Genomic DNA, 18,506 nt, shown 5'->3' on the forward strand with positions numbered 1-18,506 from the left:
AGGGAACGGTTTCAAACCGTTCCGTTTAACGACAATGGATTACAAATAACAGGTAATAGAATTTATCCTCTTCAATGATGCTTTTTTTACGGGGGACTTTTTCAAAATGCTAAAAGAGTCTTTTTGTTCTTTTGATTTGTGCAAAGATTTACGGAACGGTTTCAAACCGTTCCCTACGGCGTTAATGGATTGGAAATAACGTAACAGGAAATACCCAGAACCTATGCAAGAGAGAAAACTAAATCGTCTTTCCGGTTACGATTATTCTGCCGCTGGAGCTTATTTTATCACAATATGTGTAAAGAATATGGTCTGCACATTTGGAGAAATTATTAAGGATTCAATGGAACTCAATGAACTTGGAAAAATTGTAAATCATACCTGGGTAGATTTACCAAATCATTATAAGAATATCGAGCTAAGTGAATTTGTTATTATGCCAAATCATGTGCATGGAATTATTCATATTATAGAAAACAAAATAACACCTGCTAAACCATTATCAGAAGTTATTCGTGGGTTTAAAACATTTTCCTCTCGAAGAATCAATGAAACAAATCCTAAAGAAAAATTCCAATGGCAAAAATCCTATTACGACCGAATCATAAGAAACGAAAGAGAATATTCTCTCATTCGAACATACATACTAAACAATCCCCGAAACTGGAACGATCAATTAATCCTTCCCACAACGTAGGGAACGGTTTGAAACCGTTCCGTTTAACGACAATGGATTACAAATAACGAGTAATTGGAATTATTCTCTTTAACGATTTTTATTTGAAAATGTAAGAAATGTCTTTTTATTATTTTTGGTTTGTGCAAAGATTTACGGAACGGTTTCAAACCGTTCCCTACGGGGGTCTTAACTCACCTTTAAGCCTCCTCACTCTACGTCCTCTTCAAAGGTAGATTTTTCAATCGGTTGGCTTTTTGGAATTTCCATTTTCCGTCCTTTTTTGCTTCTCAAGCTACTGTTTCTTTTCTTAATTGTTCGTGTGATTCTTATCACGTCTTAAAAAATTTTTCAGATTGGCGTTTTATTTCATTTATCTGCTGGTGTGTCGTTGTTCTCAATCTTATCTAGCTGGCGGGTTGAGGTATTCAGCTATACATCACCTAAGGGCACCCGACTATAAAATCAGCAAGTTCTGAAAAATTAAAACCAAGTCGAATACCAAGATACATTCCAATAGAAATTTCTACCGGCAAAATGATATAATCCCCTCGATTGTCTTCTTTAGGGTTAAATTCATAAATTAATGTGTATTGCTTACCGACTCCCGGATTTATATACATTTTCATATATACTGATTTAAATTTAGTTCTATTAGTAATTGTAATAGGTTCATGAAAATTAGTGTTTATTATTAAAAATGAATTGCCATATATGGAAATTTCCTTTCTCCCAAGCATTCCATTGCCAAACAAATTTTTATTTCACAGGGATGATTTTCTTTACTATAATCGAATTGATGTTTTTAGCTTTTAATCCACCCCCCCATTGCGCAGTTGTCAGCAATTGATCAATGGGCCCCATTCTACTCCAATATGAACTATATCCTTTAAATCATTGCCCCGATTGATAAAATAGTTTTGAAGACTGGCACAGTTTGAAAGAAAGAAGAAATTTAAAATCAGGAAGATAATTGAAATTATCCGCAGACGAAAAATATTCATCTAAAAACTCCATCTCGATCAGCTTCGAATAAAACGGATTTAGTAACCAGTTCGTAAGTATCTCTACTCAAAAAATAAAATGGTGTGACTGGAATTAAAAATAGATGAATAAATATTTTTTGCACAATCTGCCTTTTATACTCATGAACAAGCATTGTCTTATTATTCCTAAATTGAAAAGTAAGAGTAATATTATCCGTAGTATATGCCGGGAAAAAATAAAAAGTTACATAGGATAGCGAAGAAAAATCGTCTATTTCTACCTTATCTTCGATTTCGATACGTAGATTTATTTCTGCGACATCGAGACCTGTTTTCACTTCGCTAAATAAAAAACTTTCTTTCAAAGTTTTGGCAAATTTCTTTCTTAGTTTTTTCTCAGATCCAGGATACAAATCTCGAGCATCCCCATTATAAAAAAGTTTTTGCTTTATATTGACAAGAATGGACTTAGATGATCCTACATTATCAGTAAATTCTACGTCAGTAGGCTTCGGATTATAATTATGAAACACTACACATTTCACAAAAAGTAAATTCACAAATAGGAGTAAGAAGTATTTTTGTTTCATTTACTTACACGCTCTATTTTGTATTCATTGAGAATTTCAGTAACTAAATCTGTTCGAGTGTCCCCCAAATGTGGAATGGGCATACCATTTGAGTATCGAACTGTTTTTTCTTGCTCCAAGTTTTTCTGAATTCGGTAGAGTATTTTATTCTTTTCATTTGTCACTGTAAGAATACAATCATAATGGAAATACTCTTTTGCTTTCTTACTTCCTGCTTCTGGAAACCTATGCTCATGCGAATACTTTAAGAAATGAAATTGGAAACTTTCATATTTTTTCAAACTCGAATCCTTTTCAGTAAACAACAAAACTCGGTCGAAGAAATTTCCCTCTTCTAAAAAATCTCTAATATTCATTGTTAATTCATCTTCTATATCTTTTCGTTCCTCGCCTTCTAATACAGGAATAGTAGTTCGGTCAATAATAATTGTTTTTGCAATTTTCTTCTTTTGTTTTTCTGGAATTCTTAGATTGGAAGTAGGCGGCATCGAACGACAATTTAAAATTACGAATAATAAAAATGTCAGCGGTAGAGTGATTAATTTCATCCTTCCAATATCGCTAAAAAATTTTGGGAAGTCAATAGGTATTATCCGCCATTAGGGAGAATACCCATAAATCTAATTCATAGTTTTACTAATAAGCATCTTTATGAAGTTGTAAATCTGTGATATAGATAATTTTCTCATTTCAATCAACAGTAAAGAATAATCGAAATTTGCCGATGCAAAATTCAGACAAATCGAACTTCCTTGGATTTAATTTGCTTTCTCGTAGCCTTGGCATTCGAAGCGAATTCCTTATGACTTAGAATTTCTGTTATTTCTTCATCGCTTACAAAAGATTCTTCCAAAAGAAAACGCTCCATTGCATATTCTATGTAATTAGAAATACTTCTTTTGTTTGCTTTGGCAACCTTGCTTAGAGATTGGTAAAGACTCTTATCCATTCGTATAGATACTGTATGTGTCATGTATGCAAATGTAATCATTTGTATGTAAATGTCAAGTGCATTCTGGAATACCACCTTCTCGCAAAAATTACTTCCTTGATCACCGATGAAAGATACAATAGTTCTGAAATATTCACAACTTTTTATAAATCATCCATATCGTTCTTTTATCGGTGTAATCGGTGGTAATCAGTTTCTTATTAAGTTATGATGCAAGTCCAGACAGGCATCAATGGATATTGAAATATTTTAATTGAATGCCAATGCTGATATAATGAAATGACTCGAAGGATAAAAAATTGCAAGAAGACCATGATATAAAATCCATTTTCGCAAATAAGATTGGAAAGAAATGGAATGAGTTCGAATTCAGAAAAGAACAGATTGCAATGTCAGAAGCAGTCGAGATGGCATTTCAGACCACTGAGAATTTGCTTGTAGAAGCAGGAACAGGAGTTGGAAAGAGTCTTGCCTATCTATTACCCGCTGCTGTGTTTTCTTTGGAGAACGGGATACCCGTTGTTATCTCCACAGAGACAATCGCACTACAAAATCAGCTCATCGCTAAAGATGTTCCTTTGGTCTCTAAAATATTAGGAAAGAAAGTCATTGCAGAAGTAGCGTTAGGCGCAAACAATTATGTTTGCAAACGCAAATTGGGCAATGTAATATCGAGTGGAACGTTTCCTATCGAAATGACAGACCACTTAAAGCCATTTTACGAATGGGAAAGCGAAACTATATCAGGCATCAAGTCCGAATACGGCGGATTTGCCTCAAATGAATTCTGGTCACAGGTTACGCGGGACTCGGATAATTGTCTCGGTAGAAGATGTCCTAATTTTAACGAATCCTTTTATTTTTTAGAAAAAGAAAAATGGAATAAGGCAAATATACTCATCGTCAATCATTATCTATTAGCCGCTCACATTGCGGGAGACTTTAAATTACTACCTGATTTTTCCAATCTAATCATAGATGAGGCTCATAGCTTTCCCGATGTATTGGGAAAATCCTTTGGGCTTAAAGCAAGCTACGAAGATATTTCTAAGCTAATTAGTTTTGTAGGTGGAACCGAAAGAAGACAGGGATTAATTCATAAAATCCAGGACACAGCTTTACGAGAAAAATGCCTAGAAATAGTGGGTAATATCAATAAGTCGATCATTGTGTTTTTTAACAAGCTCTACTCTGAAGTTCCTATGTCGTTTAACGCTCAAAGAATTCAAAAGAAATTCACTTTAGATGATGGGGTCTTAGAAGGTCTACTTTATATTCTAGCGGATAAGCTTGATATTGTGAAGAAGTCCTACAACAAAGAATCAGATGATATGACCGACAAAGAAATGATTCTTGATTTGGAAATGTCTGTAAAAAAATTAAATGAGACAGGCGAAGTTCTAGAGCAGTTTAGAAACAACAAAGACAAGGAAATGGTTGTCTGGGTAGAGCCGCCCGAAGAAAGAAAAAAAGAGCAGTTCTTAAAAATCTTCATGCAACCGATGTATCCAGAAAAAATCATCGAAGAAAAACTACGTCCTAAATTAGAAAATATGATCTTGACTTCGGCTACTCTATCGAGTGGGAAAAAAGACTTTAAGTTTTTCAAAAGTAAAATTGGCAACTTAGAAGCAAACGAATTGATATTAGCCTCTCCCTTTGATTATGCAAAGAATTGTCTAATCTATCTTCCTAAAAATGTCCGTGACCCTGCAACTGAGCCCGACGAATACCACGATGATATTTCAAAGCTTATCCCTATGCTACTTGCTTTAACCGAGGGAAATGCATTTGTATTATTTACTTCTTTTAAATCTTTACAGACTGTCTACGATGCAATTGTGGATACTTCTGATTATCCCATCTTCTCTCAAAAAGAAATGGGAGCCGAAAAAGCAAAGGCAGAATTTCTAGCCACCGACAACTCGGTATTATTCGGAGTTTCTACTTTCTGGCAGGGCATTGATATCAAAGGTGAAAAACTCAAATCAGTCATCATAACCAAGCTTCCCTTCCAACCCCCGAACGAGCCTGTCCTTGAGGCACGCATGGAAGAAATCAAAAAGAAAAACGGAAATCCTTTTGGGGAAATGCAACTACCTCAAGCAATCCTCACACTTAAACAGGGCTTTGGTAGATTGATTCGGTCTAAGACAGATACGGGAATTGTATCGATTCTAGACCCACGACTGCAAACAAAAAATTACGGGAAACAAGTCTTAGACGCTCTACCTCCGGCTAAGCGCGTGTATTCTTTGAAAGAACTCAAGTTAGAATACAAGAAAATATAAGATAAATAGGGACTCGCTATTTTTAGTTGTGAGATTTAGAATAAAACAGAAAATTAATTGCAAAAAGTTATTTCCGAATTGTTATACCCTACATGGGCTCAAATAGAATTACAGTTCTAATCTTACTTATTTTCTCTTTCTGTTTAAAAGCAAAAAAGTCTCCTTTTGACGTAAGCTCACAAAGCGGCAGTGCAACAACCGCATTAGTCAGTGGAGTAAGAATTTCAACCGTTGCAAGTGGAACTAATTCCACTTCAACCACAACGCCCACAACAAACACTCCCACAACGGCCACAATTCCTGCTCCCCCGAGTAATCTTGCCTACACAGTAACAGCCCTTCAATCAAAGCTCATTCCCGGAAACACAACAGTCATTAGCCCCACTATCACAGGCACCGTTTCCTCTTGGACTATTTCTCCTTCTACTCTACCACCGGGAGTAACCTTCGATGCAACAACGGGGGTAATTACCTGTTCACCGCCAGTCGGAAGTGCTCCCTTTCCACTTACGAACTTTACAGTGACTGCCATTAATCCTGGCGGCAACACTACGTTTACCGTTCCTCTGCAAGTTTTGGGGACGGGGGAAAATGTTTGGACGGTGATTAGTGGGGTAAGTGGACAAGATGTGGGCGTAAATGCAGGAAGCTTAGTAGTAGATAATACTTCCATTAGCACAAGTCTTTTCCTATCCGGAAATGTAATGGGTAATATGGACGGAGTTACAAGTCCTGCTCCTGCAAATCAGGCTTTGTTTATTAGTAAGTATAGTTTGGATGGAACTCGATCATGGACTCAAATGTTAGGAGTTGCAGGTGCGGACACGATTCCGCAAGGAACTAGAATGGATGCTAGTGGCAATGTTTATTTATCAGGCTATACACAGGGTAATCTAGATGGAAATACTCTCGTAGGCTCTGCAAATTTATTTGTGAGTAAATACAATACAAATGGCACAAAGCAATGGACTAAGCTAAGAGGAAATGCATCTACGTTTGGCAATGCAATAGCTGTTGATGGATCAGCAAACTCTTATGTAACGGGTTATAAGAATGGATCTAGTCTAGATTCATTTAGCCATCCGAACGGCGGTAATTCTTTATTCATTGTCAAGCATAATACAAATGGAATCTGGCAGGGAACAGATGGATTAGCAACAAGCCCCGGAGGTGATGGTATAGAAGGTTATGGAATAGCTATCTCGCCTAACGGTAATATTATCGTAGCAGGAATGACTAAGACTACAACTAGATGTGGAACAACAAATGCTATAGCAAGTTCAGCCATTTTTATTTTTAATTCAAGCATGTCTTATTCAACTTGTGGAAGTGTAAACGGTACAGGAAGCTTTGGGTTTGGAATAGCAATTGATTCATCTAACAATATTTATGTAGCTGGTTATTTTACTTCGACTACATTTGACGGAATCTCCAAAAATTCCTCTGGTTCAAACAATGATGCCTACTTAATTAAATTCAATTCTTCTGGAATCAGGCAATGGACTAAAGTCTATGGAGTAGCTGGTGCAACGAATACTAAAGCGTATGCAATCACACTTTCAGGATCCAATATTTATATTACGGGTGAAACAAGTGGCAATTTAAATGGAGAAACCTTGAATGGCACACAAGATATGTTTATTATGAAATACGATTTACTTTCTGATACAGTAAAATGGACAAAGCTAATTGGTGCTGCTGGTGCTGCAACGGTTGGTCAAGGAGTCACATTTGATTCTAACAATACAATGTATGGAGCCGGAACAACCACCGGAGACTTAGGTGGAACAACCAATCAACCAAACCAAAACAATCCTTATTCATCACTCGATTTGTTCAATAAAATCTAAAGTCTACGAATAAATAATATCTAACTAAACTTTCAAGAATCCCCTTTGCATTGCAAAAACATCATTGATCTTTTTTAAAACATCACTGATCATTTCTGAAATATCACTGATCTTTTCCATAATTTCACTTATCTTTTTTTAAACTAAGAGCCTTTACTTTCTTAAACGCCAGAATTTTCCTATCGAGGGTAACAAGCGTTGCCCCTTCGGAAATTGCAGTGGCTACAATCCATCTATCAGCAGGGTCTTTGTGATCCCATTTTAGGTTTACTGCGATATTCGAAATCTTAGAAGAGATAGGAATTTCCTTAAATCCTGATTCAGCAATTGCGCTATCATACCATTGAATCGGCGGGAGGCTAAGAGTAATATGCCCGTGTTTAGCAAGCATAAATATTTCCCAAGAGGTGATGGTGGATAACAAAACTTCTTTTGCATTTTCGATAGCGACTTTAATACGCGTAGGCATTTTACTACCGTTCATATAATAAATAAAAATATGAGTATTAAGTATTAGTTTCAAAGGTTTTCCCATTGATCAGAAAAAGAGATTTCTTCCAATTTATTACTATGAATCTTGACACTGCCCTTAAGGCTTAATTGTTTTGTCTTTTTCCAAAGAGAAACTGGAACTAAATAAGCAATTGGTTTATTTCGCTTATGAACAAGTATTGGTTTAGAAAATCCTCTCTTGTCATCAAGTAAACGTAAACAGTTTTGTTTGAATTCAGTAATCGTATAATCTTCCATATGTCTATTATAAGTGGTCATTTCAAAAAGTAAACATTTTTTTACTTTCAATCTGCAGCGTTATCAATTCTTCGTAGCGCATGGTTTGAAGCATCAACAAAATACAAACGAGTTCCGTCTGATGTTATTCCACCTAGATTTCCAAGAAGTGCAGATGCTCCTGTTCCGTCCTGGTAGCCATTAGCCCCTGCAATGGTAACTACATCGAAACTAGAAATTTTTACTCTGCGAATTTTTTGTCCTGTGTATTCTGTTATGAATAGATTCACTCCGTCTGTTTCGATTCCGTGCGGTTCATTGAATTCTGCCACAAGTCCAATTCCATCTGTTGAGGCTGCTACTCCACTTCCTGCGATTGTTGTCACTGCAAAGGAGCGCTCATATTAATCTTACGCAATATATTGCTTCCACATTCTACAACATATAAATAATTTCCAACGGATACAGAATCACAGGGTCTATTGAGACTTGCCGTTATACCGTTAGTGCTATCTACAGCAGCGGTAGTTCCGTCTCCCGCCATTAAAGTTACAACTCCAGAAGAAATGAGATACCTTTTAATCTTATTATTATTTCTATCACTAATATAAAGATAATTTCCATCTGTAGTAATTCCATTTGGGAAATTAATTCTAGCAACACTTCCAACTCCAATTGCATCTCCTGAGGCTCCTCCTAGTCCAATTAATGTAGTTACCGCCGTGGAGCTAATATCGACTTTGCGAATCATATTGTTTGCTCTATCGCATACAAATAAACTGGTTCCATCAGTTGAAATTTGAATCGGAAAATTAAATCTTGCCGCACTTCCTGTTCCGTCTAACGTTCCCGAAGTCCCGCACAGTCCTGCTACAGTGGTTACACTTCCTGTCGCAATTTCATACTTTCGAATGCAGTGATTGCCAGAGTCTGCAATGAATAAATCTTTTCCATTCGAAGTCACGCCGAGAGGAATATTAAACCGCGCAGTTCCACCAACACCATCTACATAGCCGGAATTCGAAGTTGTCGGAAGCGAACCAGCTACTGTTGTAACACTGGCTGCGTTAGCCGCAATCGTAAAGGTGGAAAGAGTAGAAAGGACTTTTCCACCTACTAGATACCCGCCAACACAATTCACTGTAAAACTTACATCCGCTGTTAATGTTCCCGAAAGGGTTCCTCCGTAAAGAGCACAGACTTTACCCGTAGGTTGAGATTTGAAGCTCAGCGCAAAATTTGTATTATTCGGTAATATTGCGCCGATTTTTGTATTATTGTCGAATGTCTTAAAGGAATTTCCACTCGTATCATAATACATCTCCAGTGGAGTATCAGAAGCAGTTAGACCGGTTACATTGACAACTCCCGCACTTCCTAAAATACTATAACCCAAATTTGTCAAAGTCACAGTGTATTCCGCCTTAGACCCATCTTCTGCAACAAGAGAATAGGTAACTGGACTTGTAAAATCATTAGTCGTATTTCCATTGCTTTGTAAAACTCCATTCGCATAAATAGAATTAGCCGTCGTGTCTAAAGTTGCTACTAAATTAGTGAGAGATACACTGGAAGGTAAAACAGCCGTTATACTCGATCCAGAAATCGTAGCAGTAACAGGTGGAGAAATTTTAAGAAACTGAAAACTCTTTAGATCTTTCGAACTAGAAAGCACAGGAGTTGGGATTGGTGTTGGCGAAACGGTAGAGGCGTTGTTAGGCAAAGAAAAAATCGTTTTTAACTTTGGACTTTTATCCAAACATGCCAACCCGAACGCTAGTAGTAATAAAGAAAGAAAGACTTTCATAGTATATCAGACTTCCAAATTAAAAGATATCTTTTCTTCCTTATAGGTTAAACGCTTTAAAAAATCGATGTCAAGCAAAACTATTAATAAATAGCACTTAAAAAAAATTACAAAAAGATTTTTGACAGAAAACTAAGCTAGACAAAGATACAAACAATTTTAATCCTTTCGTTGAGTCTAATTATCATAACTCTTCTTTCCAATTCGGCTCCCTCAATGCAGAATCCTTTGTAAATTTAAAACGAAATCTAGGCAGTGACTTTATCATTAAAGGATTTTTTCTAGGTTCTGAGCCAGTTGGATTTAGCTCTTCATTTATTTTTAATTCTATTCTAGACGCCAACTATGTAGGGATTCACTATGAGTTAAATCAAGAGTATGCGATCTACCAGAGAATGCGTTACGATTATATCGAACTCGCCATCAAAAGAAACTGCGGCGAATTGCGATTTGGCAGAACTGCCAAAGAAAACCATTTAAGGATAAATACAAGTATCCGTTCCATTTCTACACTCTTCCCAAATCGTTTGACGAATACGAAATCCAAGCCATCCCCACTACTTACATTCTAAATTCCAAGAATGAAATTCTTTATAGTAAGATGGGAGACATAGACTGGAGTAAAATTAAATATTAAAAATTACTCTAAATGGTGCAGGCTTCATAAATAACCTTGAATTTATTGGGTTTTTTCGCAGTGATCTTTGTGAACTCTCTTAAAAGTTCGATTTTTGCTATCCTAAAATTTGAACTCTTGTGAATTGGATTCATGCACTATTTATTTTTATTCTTTCTATTCACTCTTTCCTTATTCGCAGATCCAATTAAAAAAGGATATATTTCTAAAACCTATTCGTCTACAGACGGACTGGCTAATAATATCGTTAGTTCCATAGATCAAGACAAGAATGGATTCTTATGGATTGGAACCTACGGCGGAATCAGTCGCTATGATGGTCGTGAATTCAGAACCTATACTATGAAAGATGGATTATCCTTTGACGCTGTCCGCACTGTTTTTGCAGACAAAGACAACGATGATGTCTGGGTGGGAACAGAACTCGGACTTACCATTATAAGAAATGGAAAAATTTCTTCCGATCAAAATGAATTCCCATTCTTAAAAGATCTTGAAAATAAAGACATAAGAGCTATTGCCAAAATTGATAAGAATAATTTTCTAATCGGAACCACAGATGGACTCTTCCGAATCAAAGAAAAAGAAATAAGAGGAATTGAAATAACAAAAAAAGACAACAAGTCAATCCAATCCATATACAAGGCAAGCAATGAATCTATCTGGGTTGGAACTAAGAAAGAAGGTCTATTTATCGTTTTGCTAAAAGAAGAGAAATATAAATTAATTTCTGAAAAAGAAGATATAATTGGAATCAATGAAGAAATTGAATCCGAATCAAACGAAAATAGAATTATTGTTTCGTATAGAAATCGCGGATTATACCATTATTCCCCTATTGGAGAAAAGGAAGAAGGAGAAATTTATCGTCCTTATGATAAACTCAATCCTGCACATCGATATTTAATTTGCGAGAATAGGAATAGTGGCGCAAAAGAATTATCCTTTCTTTCCCAATTAGAAAAATCCATTCTTAAAGAAGACAAGCATTATACTCAGGGGAATATCAAAAATGTAAATTCCTGTTTTATTGATAAAGAAAATACGATTTGGGTTGGAACCTATGGCTCCGGCTTAAAAAAATACTATCATAATAAAATCACAAAGTTTTCCGAGATAAAGCAGGGCTTAAATGATCCGAATATACGCTTTATTATAAAGGACTCTAAAAATAGAATTTGGCTTGGAACTCAAACAAATGTTACAAAATTTGAAAATGGTAAATTTACATCTATACTGGAGGCTACTAACCATAAGTCGCTCATTAAAATCAGAGCTATTGTAGAAGATGACTACGGAAGAATTTGGTTTGGATCGGAAAGTGGTTTATTTTATTTACAGGGGAATTCAATCTATCAATACGAAATTTTTACGAAAGAACTCGAAAAGCCAATTAAAGCCGTATATTCAATGGATAAATTTAAAGACGCGCTGTATGTTTCGGAAGGGAAAAAAATTAGAAGAATCAATTTACTCAATATAAATGAACAAACCAGGATTGATTACAATGACGAAAAAACGAGAGAAGTATTCTGGAGAATCGTTCAAAGCCTAGATCAAAAAAATCTTTATCTACAAAGCTCAGAGCGAATCTTAAAACTAAATAAGGATAACAATAAATTTATTACTGTGTTTAAGAAAGATAGATACATAAAAGATAATAATAAATTAAACAAGATTCAGGTATTTCTTCCCATTTCCGAAAAGCATTTCCTCATTGGAGATGATAAACTTGTAATCGACAAAGACGATGTTATTACATTTGTGCTAACCAAAGAAAATGAACTACCGGACGGGCAAATTGTGAGTATCCTTCCTTATAGGAATACAAAAGATAAGAAAGAACCCGAAGGTTATTGGATTGGAACTAGCAAAGGATTAGTTCACTACATAGAAGGGAAAAAAGCCGTTCTATACAATAAGAATGATGGACTAGCTGGAGATTTTTGTAATTTTAATTCCAGTGCGGCTGATGAAGATTATGCGTATATAGGAACGAGCGAAGGACTTTCCATTGTCCGCACAATACTGAAATTAAAAATGATAAAATACCTAATGTTTATTTTACTAAAATAAAAATCAATAAAGAAACTCCTAGTTATGATTTCCCAAAAAATGAATTAGAGCACCACGAGAATACAATTCAATTTGATGCAGCCTCGTTAAGTCTAGTCGCACCGGAGAACAATGAATATGAGTTTGTTCACATTCAAAATGGAATAGAACAGAATCCTTCTTCCATACAAAGTAGTGGAACCAAAACCTACTACAACCTTCCCCACGGGACACATATTTTTAAAGTTAGAGGGGCAAACAACGATAAGCTCAAGAACGAAGCCTTTCACGAAATTAATATTAGAATCGCCCCACCCTTTTATTTTGATTGGCGCTTCATGACTCCTGACTCTACTTGCGTTTGGTTTAATGTATGGTGTCTATACCCTTCGAGTCTATCAGATAAAACAAGAAAACCTAAAACTAGAAGCACTCGTTCAAATCAGAACCAAGGAACTCTTTGCAGAGAAAGAAACATCCGAGCGGCTACTTCTAAATATCCTCCCGAAAAACATTGCAGAGCGTTTGAAAAATGGAGAATCAAATATCGCAGACTCATTCGCACAGGTCACTGTATTATTTGCTGACATTGTTGGATTTACAAAGCTTTCTCAGACTGTAAATCCCTGGGAGTTAGTCTCTAAGTTAAACGATTTATTCAGTCGCTTTGATAAAATCTCAGTTGATTTAAAAGTAGAAAAAATCAAAACAATTGGAGACTGCTATATGGTAGTTGCTGGCTTACCAGAAATTACTACGGATCATGCTTCCATCATGATCGAAGTCGCAAAACAAATGTTATCCGCTATCGACGATTTTAATAAAATGTATCAGACAACTCTTGCGATTCGAATTGGAATAAATACAGGCGAAGTAGTTGCAGGCGTTATCGGAACCCATAAATTCATTTATGATCTCTGGGGCGACTCTGTAAACACTGCCAGTCGTATGGAATCACACGGCGTTCCAGGAAGAATCCATGTAACAGAAAGCACTTACAACTTAGTGAAAGACAAATACCAATTTGAATCAAGAGGAGTCATGGAAATCAAAGGCAAAGGAAACATGGAGACTTATTTACTTTGCGACTAACATTTAGAAGCCTACCTTCTTCCCCCATGATGCCCATGACCAAATCCGCCGTGATGGTGTCCATGACCGAAGCCACCGAATCCTCCATGATGGTGACTAGGACCAAAAGAATGAAATTTTGGAACATTAAAATGAGGATTGACTACTGCCCCGGACATTGGTTTGCCCATAGCCTCCATATCCATAATTTCGATAACCTGAATCGTAAGGATATTGGCTATAGGATAAGATTGATTATAGTAATTCCTATTCTGGTAGTAATCTACTCTGTCGTTGTAGTCTCTTTCGAGACTTGCACAATTGAATAGGATTAAAATCCCGATTGCGATTAGAGTTGGTTGCAAACTATTTGGAAGTTTCATATCCGCCTCCCCTAATCTTTAGACTCATGGATTCGAAAAGAAATGCATAAACTATTGTGCTACAAATCTCTTGACGCTAGTCATTGTCGATTTAGTCTGACATAAAATCTAAATACTTCTACTCTTACTGTGTCTATTTCTCGCGAAAGTGGACTTTAACAGAACTAAGGGTTAACCCAAAGGAGACAATTATGCGAGCGTATGAAATTACGTCTATCATTGCTGAGGGCTCTCAGTCACTCATAGACGAAACTAAAAAAGCCATTCAGGATATTTTAACAAAATATTCTGCTGAGATCACTTCCGAAGAAGACTGGGGAATCAAAAAGCTCTGGTATGCAATTGCAGGCCATGAATCTGGATTTTACACACATATTAAGTGTAAAGCAGATGCAAAGTCCATCGAAAAGATTGAGCGTGAATTTTTGCTCAACCAAAACATCCTAAAAGCACTCGTCATCAAGGCATAATCTTATGGCAAATGACCTAAATCGGGTTACTCTCATTGGACGACTCACAAGAGATCCAGAAATTAAAACCGTCGGCGGCACATCGGTTTGTATTTCAGTCTTGCGACGAACAGAACCTATGTTTCAAACGGAGAAAAAAAGAGGAAACTCATTTCTTCGATTGCGATGTATGGGGAAAGTTAGCTGACGTGCTAAAAGCAATATGCGACTAAGGGCAAACAACTTGCCATAGAAGGCAGACTGCAACAATCTGTTTGGGATGCTCCCGATGGAAAGAAAAATAGCAAAGTCAGAATCAGAGTCGAAAACTTCCAACTCCTCGGTGGCAACACTGGCGGTGGTAGTGGTGGAGGGGCTAATAGCTCTTACTCCCAACAAGAAGTTCCTATGGAAGCCTATGATCCCGGTTATGCCTCAGATATCAACGAAGACGATTCCGTTTTTTAACAACTTAATACCAAGAATAAAAGGACTAATACTATGTCAGAACTAGACAACAAAGACATTCAACAAGACTACCCAATCAAAGAAAAGATCTATAATAAACGCGACGAAGATGATGAAGATGATGATAAAAACTTCCCCGGAAAAGATGGCGAAGGAAAATACCCAAAGAAAAACGCAAAATACAAACGCAAAGTTTGTAAATTCTGCGCTGATAAAACTCTTGCAGCTACACTTGACTACAAACGAGTTGATATGCTAGAAAGATTTATCACTAACCGTGGTAAAATTCTTCCAAGAAGAATCACAGGCACTTGTGCGGAAACACCAAAGACAATTAGTAAGAGAAATCAAAAAGCAAGATCTATTTCTCTCTTACCATTTAGAGTAATATAAGGTAACCACACGAAAGTTATTTTACAAAAGACGTTTCCAACTTAGGCGATGCTGGCGATCAAAAGAAGTTGCTGATGGTTATGCAAGAAATTTTCTTCTTCCAAATAGACTTGCTATTCGATAAAACGAAGGTTTATAAAGAGTTATTGAGCACCAACGCAAATTAGCCGCTGTCAAAAGACAAACGCGTTAAATCTATGCAAGAAATTGCAAAGGCAATCGAAAGCAAAGAACTAGTAATCCTTGTAAAAGTCGGTGAAAACGACAAACTATTTGGATCTGTTACTTCCCTCGATATTGCAAATGCGCTCAAGAAAGAAGGAATCGAACTCGACAAACGTAAGATTGAAATTCCTGAACACATCAAAGCACTTGGTAGTTACCAGGGCTAAAAGTTAAACTTGCTGATGGAGTAACATCTAGCATCAAAATCAAAGTAGAAAAATCAGAGTAGTCGTATGAACTCCGATCCTCTTTATGAGTTAGAGTCTGAAAAGTCCTTTTAGCTTCTATACTTTAAAGGGGTCGCCGAGCGTAAACGATCTACAGATCGAGCCTGAAGATTTTATCAACGATCTTCACAAAGAATGTTCGCATCTATGAGAGAACTCGTAGATGCGTCAGTCACCATAGACCCAATCTCACTCACCAACCACTTGCGAGAAACTCTCGTTTCCGCGACGAAGCAAAAGACCAGGAATATGTTTTGCACTCTATCAGGATGCTGTTGTCATTCAGCCTCTTAGCTATTATGCAAAGCGAATTAAGAAATATTCAGATCGCAGGAAAGTATATCAAAGTTCTTCGCGACTCCATTGAAAACATAAATGCAGAGCAAGAGGATAACGAGGATTATTCTGCTCGTATCGAAGGCGAGCTGCAAAGATTTCCCGTGCAGTCCAGTCCCGTGGGCTTAAGCTTGTCAAAGACGACAAGGCTGATTTAATTGACTATGTTCAATTGATGGCGAAACCAAGGAGCAACGAGAGTGGACTTCGCACTCATTTTGACGGCTTAGATGAAGTAACCACTGGACTCAAGCCTCACGAATTAATTATCATTGCAGCGTCCCGGTTTGGGTAAAACAACATTTGCCTAAATATTGCGTCTAACGTCGCAATCAAAGAAAAAAGATTGTAGCTATTTTCTCCTTGAGATGAGTCGCATGGAATTACTCCATCAAAATGATTTGCGCAGAAGCGAATCAATTCAATATTAAAACAGGTGCCATACATCCGAGTGATCAAAGAAATTACTCGACTCAATTATAAAAGTTACATCGGCTCCTATTTGGATTGATGATGCAGGCGCACTTTCGATTTGGGAATTTAAAAGTAGAGTTAGACAGTTGTTAATCTCTACCCCCTCTCTCCTAGTAGTCGATTACTAGCAACTCATGAATGATCCAGGAGTAAAGAAGGCAGACAACAGAAGTAGCCTCTATTTCTAGAAATTTAAAACAAATGGCGAAAGAAGTCAACTGTCCAATCATTGCACTCTCTCAGATGTCGCGAGCTGTAGAGCAAAGATCCAAGAACAAAACCGCAATTGTCTGATTTACGAGAGTCCGGTGCCATTGAGCAAGATGCGGATATCGTTGCGTTTATTTATCGAGAAGACAAAGTCAAAGATCCAGATGAAATTCCAGAAGACCAAAAGAACAAGGCAGAAATCATTATCGCAAAAAACCGCGCGGGTCAAACGAAAAGCTTTCAACTAGCATTCACCCCAGAATACAGCCGCTTTGATAATCTCAGCAGCGGTAAAAAACAATTAAGAAAAAACAACCCTTGACTAAATAAAACTGAAATGAACTTTTAAAAACAAGCTTCTTATGCTCTCTTAGTAGTTCTAGCAGTTCCATTGAGTGCAAATAAACTCGAACCAGCACCTGAGTCAATCAATCGAATCATGGTTATCGTGGGAAGATTTCTATTTCTCAGTTGGACTTTGAACGAGGAAGAAATCTACAAAGCTCTGCAAAAACAAAAAAACAAGCAAAGCCTCAAAAGGTTCATCTAAGACACAAGTCCCTGATTTTCTAATTGCTGCGCCATCATAGATATTACTGCCGACTTCAAGAATCTATTCAAGCAGGTGAGAAAAACATTGAACAGAAGTAGACCGACTAATGAAGTTTCAGCAGATATCAGCGCGTGCGGACTGAGAAGCTGATAGCGGAAAGACCGGTTTACCGTTCGAAATCTGGATAAACGATTTGCCCTATCAAATTAAACGGGGACAGCTACTTAAGTTCGAGTGAGTATAAAGCCTTCACAGAACAAGAAATCCAATCCCGGTATAATCAGAACAAACAAAGTTGGATTCGAAGTCAAATGCAGAGAGATTTGTTTGGTTTGGAAAATTCTTCCGATGCAGAAGAGCAAAGAATTTCAGGAAGAAATAAATAGTAAAAAAGATGCTCGCAAAGACAAAGATGCTTTTCTCTCATTGCGGGGTCAAGAAACCAAGCTATAGGGTATCAACGACTGGACTCTACCTTTGGAAATTTTTAACCGTAGTCCTGCTATTAGTGAATGTATTGGAGTTAGTCTCTTGACGATGGTAAGGTGTCCGATGCATTTATTGACGACAAAAGAAGATATTGTCTTGTTCGGGAAACTTCATAGGGTAAGCGTCTACTCCGTCACGATGCCAAATTGTGTCGAAATATCCAGAAATTATCCAAAGAGAGAGAGTAGATTCTTCTTTTAACGATGGATTTATCTAGAAAAAGAAGTATTAATTGCCGCGCAACAAAGATTACATTGCACGAGAATAAACTAGAGCACCGCGGATGGTCATTTAATTTTAGCAAAATGAATAATAGCCCCGTGAAAGGGATTTGATTTTCCAGTTTCTTCGATTGCCATATTTCTCACTCCGACTCACAAAGGAAGTTTTACGCTCGTTAGCCGACACAAAGTTGATGGATGTATTTCTACGAAAAGTGAATGCTCTCTTTCCCGATTTTGCGAAGCTTTATTTACTTAGGCTATCAATTTCCGCGGACAATGGATTTCGTTGATTTAGGGCTGACGAAAATTAGATTTTCTTTTGTTTGGAGAGAGAATTGCCTTTTATCAAATCCGAGGACACAGATTTTGACAGAATACTTTCTTTTGCTTATTTTACAGGGGTTAGTCACTTTTTAAGTTTGGAGCTAACA

19 protein-coding genes and 4 pseudogenes are annotated in these 18,506 nt (G+C 36.9%); 14 read left to right on the forward strand and 9 right to left on the reverse strand.

Features of this window, described 5'->3' with window-relative positions; translation table 11 throughout:
* Positions 1–223 precede the first annotated feature (223 nt).
* The gene (locus tag IPH52_13060; protein MBK7055958.1) at positions 224–697 is read left to right on the forward strand and encodes a transposase; all 474 of its coding nucleotides are present in this window, start codon (positions 224–226) and stop codon (positions 695–697) included.
* 422 nt (positions 698–1,119) lie between these two features.
* Here the strand turns inward: IPH52_13060 and IPH52_13065 are convergent, their stop codons facing one another.
* The 4 genes from IPH52_13065 to IPH52_13080 form a co-directional block, all read right to left on the reverse strand.
* Entirely contained in the window at positions 1,120–1,305 is a 186-nt protein-coding gene (locus tag IPH52_13065) for a hypothetical protein (protein ID MBK7055959.1), read from the reverse strand.
* 371 nt (positions 1,306–1,676) lie between these two features.
* Positions 1,677–2,252 carry a hypothetical protein gene (locus IPH52_13070; protein MBK7055960.1) on the reverse strand — a complete coding sequence of 192 codons (576 nt, stop codon included), beginning with the start codon at positions 2,250–2,252 and terminating at the stop codon, positions 1,677–1,679.
* Positions 2,249–2,800, reverse strand: coding sequence for a hypothetical protein (locus IPH52_13075; protein MBK7055961.1), 552 nt, complete (start codon positions 2,798–2,800; stop codon positions 2,249–2,251). The genes IPH52_13070 and IPH52_13075 overlap by 4 nt, the downstream gene beginning before the upstream one ends.
* A gap of 185 nt (positions 2,801–2,985) precedes the next feature.
* The gene (locus IPH52_13080) at positions 2,986–3,225 is read right to left on the reverse strand and encodes a CopG family transcriptional regulator (GenBank protein ID MBK7055962.1); all 240 of its coding nucleotides are present in this window, start codon (positions 3,223–3,225) and stop codon (positions 2,986–2,988) included.
* Positions 3,226–3,593: 368 nt separating this feature from the next.
* Here IPH52_13080 and IPH52_13085 point away from each other — a divergent pair, with 368 nt between their 5' ends.
* Together IPH52_13085 and IPH52_13090 are read left to right on the forward strand one after the other, a co-directional pair.
* Positions 3,594–5,495: a helicase gene (locus IPH52_13085; GenBank protein MBK7055963.1), complete on the forward strand. Its 1,902-nt coding sequence runs from the start codon at positions 3,594–3,596 to the stop codon at positions 5,493–5,495.
* 92 nt (positions 5,496–5,587) lie between these two features.
* Positions 5,588–7,345, forward strand: a complete 1,758-nt coding sequence (locus tag IPH52_13090; GenBank protein ID MBK7055964.1) for an SBBP repeat-containing protein — start codon at positions 5,588–5,590, stop codon at positions 7,343–7,345.
* Between the two features lie 124 nt (positions 7,346–7,469).
* Here the strand turns inward: IPH52_13090 and IPH52_13095 are convergent, their stop codons facing one another.
* The 4 genes from IPH52_13095 to IPH52_13110 are packed head-to-tail and all read right to left on the reverse strand — an operon-like array spanning position 7,470 to position 9,797.
* Positions 7,470–7,868, reverse strand: coding sequence for a type II toxin-antitoxin system VapC family toxin (locus IPH52_13095; protein MBK7055965.1), 399 nt, complete (start codon positions 7,866–7,868; stop codon positions 7,470–7,472).
* The gene (locus tag IPH52_13100; protein MBK7055966.1) at positions 7,865–8,116 is read right to left on the reverse strand and encodes a type II toxin-antitoxin system Phd/YefM family antitoxin; all 252 of its coding nucleotides are present in this window, start codon (positions 8,114–8,116) and stop codon (positions 7,865–7,867) included. The genes IPH52_13095 and IPH52_13100 overlap by 4 nt, the downstream gene beginning before the upstream one ends.
* 26 nt (positions 8,117–8,142) lie before the next feature.
* The gene (locus IPH52_13105; protein ID MBK7055967.1) at positions 8,143–8,460 is read right to left on the reverse strand and encodes a hypothetical protein; all 318 of its coding nucleotides are present in this window, start codon (positions 8,458–8,460) and stop codon (positions 8,143–8,145) included.
* On the reverse strand, positions 8,457–9,797 hold the full coding sequence (locus tag IPH52_13110; GenBank protein MBK7055968.1) for a hypothetical protein: 1,341 nt from the start codon (positions 9,795–9,797) through the stop codon (positions 8,457–8,459). Before IPH52_13110 ends, IPH52_13105 begins: the two co-directional genes overlap by 4 nt.
* Positions 9,798–10,650: 853 nt before the next feature.
* Here IPH52_13110 and IPH52_13115 point away from each other — a divergent pair.
* The 3 genes and pseudogenes from IPH52_13115 (at position 10,651) to IPH52_13125 (ending at position 13,665) form a co-directional block, all read left to right on the forward strand.
* On the forward strand, positions 10,651–12,594 hold the full coding sequence (locus IPH52_13115) for a hypothetical protein (protein ID MBK7055969.1): 1,944 nt from the start codon (positions 10,651–10,653) through the stop codon (positions 12,592–12,594).
* A pseudogene (locus tag IPH52_13120) lies at positions 12,552–12,881 on the forward strand (hypothetical protein). The gene IPH52_13115 and the pseudogene IPH52_13120 overlap by 43 nt, the downstream one beginning before the upstream one ends.
* 61 nt (positions 12,882–12,942) lie before the next feature.
* On the forward strand, positions 12,943–13,665 hold the full coding sequence (locus tag IPH52_13125) for an adenylate/guanylate cyclase domain-containing protein (protein ID MBK7055970.1): 723 nt from the start codon (positions 12,943–12,945) through the stop codon (positions 13,663–13,665).
* A gap of 11 nt (positions 13,666–13,676) precedes the next feature.
* On the opposite strand, the gene IPH52_13130 is transcribed toward IPH52_13125, so the two are convergent.
* Entirely contained in the window at positions 13,677–14,027 is a 351-nt protein-coding gene (locus IPH52_13130; protein MBK7055971.1) for a hypothetical protein, read from the reverse strand.
* Between the two features lie 191 nt (positions 14,028–14,218).
* Here IPH52_13130 and IPH52_13135 point away from each other — a divergent pair, with 191 nt between their 5' ends.
* The 8 genes and pseudogenes from IPH52_13135 to IPH52_13170 all read left to right on the forward strand — a co-directional run bounded on the left by IPH52_13135 (position 14,219) and on the right by IPH52_13170 (position 17,815).
* Complete coding sequence (locus IPH52_13135) at positions 14,219–14,497, forward strand: 30S ribosomal protein S6 (GenBank protein ID MBK7055972.1); 279 nt, start codon at positions 14,219–14,221, stop codon at positions 14,495–14,497.
* 4 nt (positions 14,498–14,501) lie between these two features.
* A pseudogene (gene ssb / locus IPH52_13140) lies at positions 14,502–14,944 on the forward strand (single-stranded DNA-binding protein).
* A 33-nt stretch (positions 14,945–14,977) separates the two neighbouring features.
* Positions 14,978–15,337 carry a 30S ribosomal protein S18 gene (locus IPH52_13145; protein MBK7055973.1) on the forward strand — a complete coding sequence of 120 codons (360 nt, stop codon included), beginning with the start codon at positions 14,978–14,980 and terminating at the stop codon, positions 15,335–15,337.
* Between the two features lie 26 nt (positions 15,338–15,363).
* Positions 15,364–15,476: pseudogene (locus IPH52_13150) on the forward strand (50S ribosomal protein L9 domain-containing protein).
* Positions 15,477–15,534: 58 nt separating this feature from the next.
* A complete protein-coding gene (locus tag IPH52_13155) occupies positions 15,535–15,729 on the forward strand; it encodes a hypothetical protein (GenBank protein MBK7055974.1) in 195 nt (64 codons plus the stop codon).
* A gap of 66 nt (positions 15,730–15,795) precedes the next feature.
* Positions 15,796–17,131 (forward strand): annotated as a pseudogene (locus IPH52_13160) (replicative DNA helicase).
* Positions 17,132–17,200: 69 nt separating this feature from the next.
* Positions 17,201–17,359, forward strand: a complete 159-nt coding sequence (locus tag IPH52_13165; protein ID MBK7055975.1) for a hypothetical protein — start codon at positions 17,201–17,203, stop codon at positions 17,357–17,359.
* Positions 17,360–17,596: 237 nt separating this feature from the next.
* The gene (locus IPH52_13170; protein MBK7055976.1) at positions 17,597–17,815 is read left to right on the forward strand and encodes a hypothetical protein; all 219 of its coding nucleotides are present in this window, start codon (positions 17,597–17,599) and stop codon (positions 17,813–17,815) included.
* Positions 17,816–18,506: the final 691 nt, after the last annotated feature.

The sequence above is a fragment of the Leptospiraceae bacterium genome, assembly GCA_016708435.1.
Taxonomy (GTDB): Bacteria; Spirochaetota; Leptospiria; order Leptospirales; family Leptospiraceae; genus UBA2033.

What these genes read in the sequence shown, in the direction of transcription:
- IPH52_13060 (MBK7055958.1), top strand. Translation starts at nt 224, where the DNA reads ATGCAAGAGAGAAAACTAAATCGTCTTTCCGGTTACGATTATTCTGCC.
- IPH52_13065 (MBK7055959.1), bottom strand. Translation starts at nt 1,305, where the DNA reads ATGAAAATGTATATAAATCCGGGAGTCGGTAAGCAATACACATTAATT.
- IPH52_13070 (MBK7055960.1), bottom strand. Translation starts at nt 2,252, where the DNA reads ATGAAACAAAAATACTTCTTACTCCTATTTGTGAATTTACTTTTTGTG.
- IPH52_13075 (MBK7055961.1), bottom strand. Translation starts at nt 2,800, where the DNA reads ATGAAATTAATCACTCTACCGCTGACATTTTTATTATTCGTAATTTTA.
- IPH52_13080 (MBK7055962.1), bottom strand. Translation starts at nt 3,225, where the DNA reads ATGACACATACAGTATCTATACGAATGGATAAGAGTCTTTACCAATCT.
- IPH52_13085 (MBK7055963.1), top strand. Translation starts at nt 3,594, where the DNA reads ATGTCAGAAGCAGTCGAGATGGCATTTCAGACCACTGAGAATTTGCTT.
- IPH52_13090 (MBK7055964.1), top strand. Translation starts at nt 5,588, where the DNA reads ATGGGCTCAAATAGAATTACAGTTCTAATCTTACTTATTTTCTCTTTC.
- IPH52_13100 (MBK7055966.1), bottom strand. Translation starts at nt 8,116, where the DNA reads ATGACCACTTATAATAGACATATGGAAGATTATACGATTACTGAATTC.
- IPH52_13115 (MBK7055969.1), top strand. Translation starts at nt 10,651, where the DNA reads ATGCACTATTTATTTTTATTCTTTCTATTCACTCTTTCCTTATTCGCA.
- IPH52_13125 (MBK7055970.1), top strand. Translation starts at nt 12,943, where the DNA reads ATGTATGGTGTCTATACCCTTCGAGTCTATCAGATAAAACAAGAAAAC.
- IPH52_13130 (MBK7055971.1), bottom strand. Translation starts at nt 14,027, where the DNA reads ATGAAACTTCCAAATAGTTTGCAACCAACTCTAATCGCAATCGGGATT.
- IPH52_13135 (MBK7055972.1), top strand. Translation starts at nt 14,219, where the DNA reads ATGCGAGCGTATGAAATTACGTCTATCATTGCTGAGGGCTCTCAGTCA.
- IPH52_13145 (MBK7055973.1), top strand. Translation starts at nt 14,978, where the DNA reads ATGTCAGAACTAGACAACAAAGACATTCAACAAGACTACCCAATCAAA.
- IPH52_13155 (MBK7055974.1), top strand. Translation starts at nt 15,535, where the DNA reads ATGCAAGAAATTGCAAAGGCAATCGAAAGCAAAGAACTAGTAATCCTT.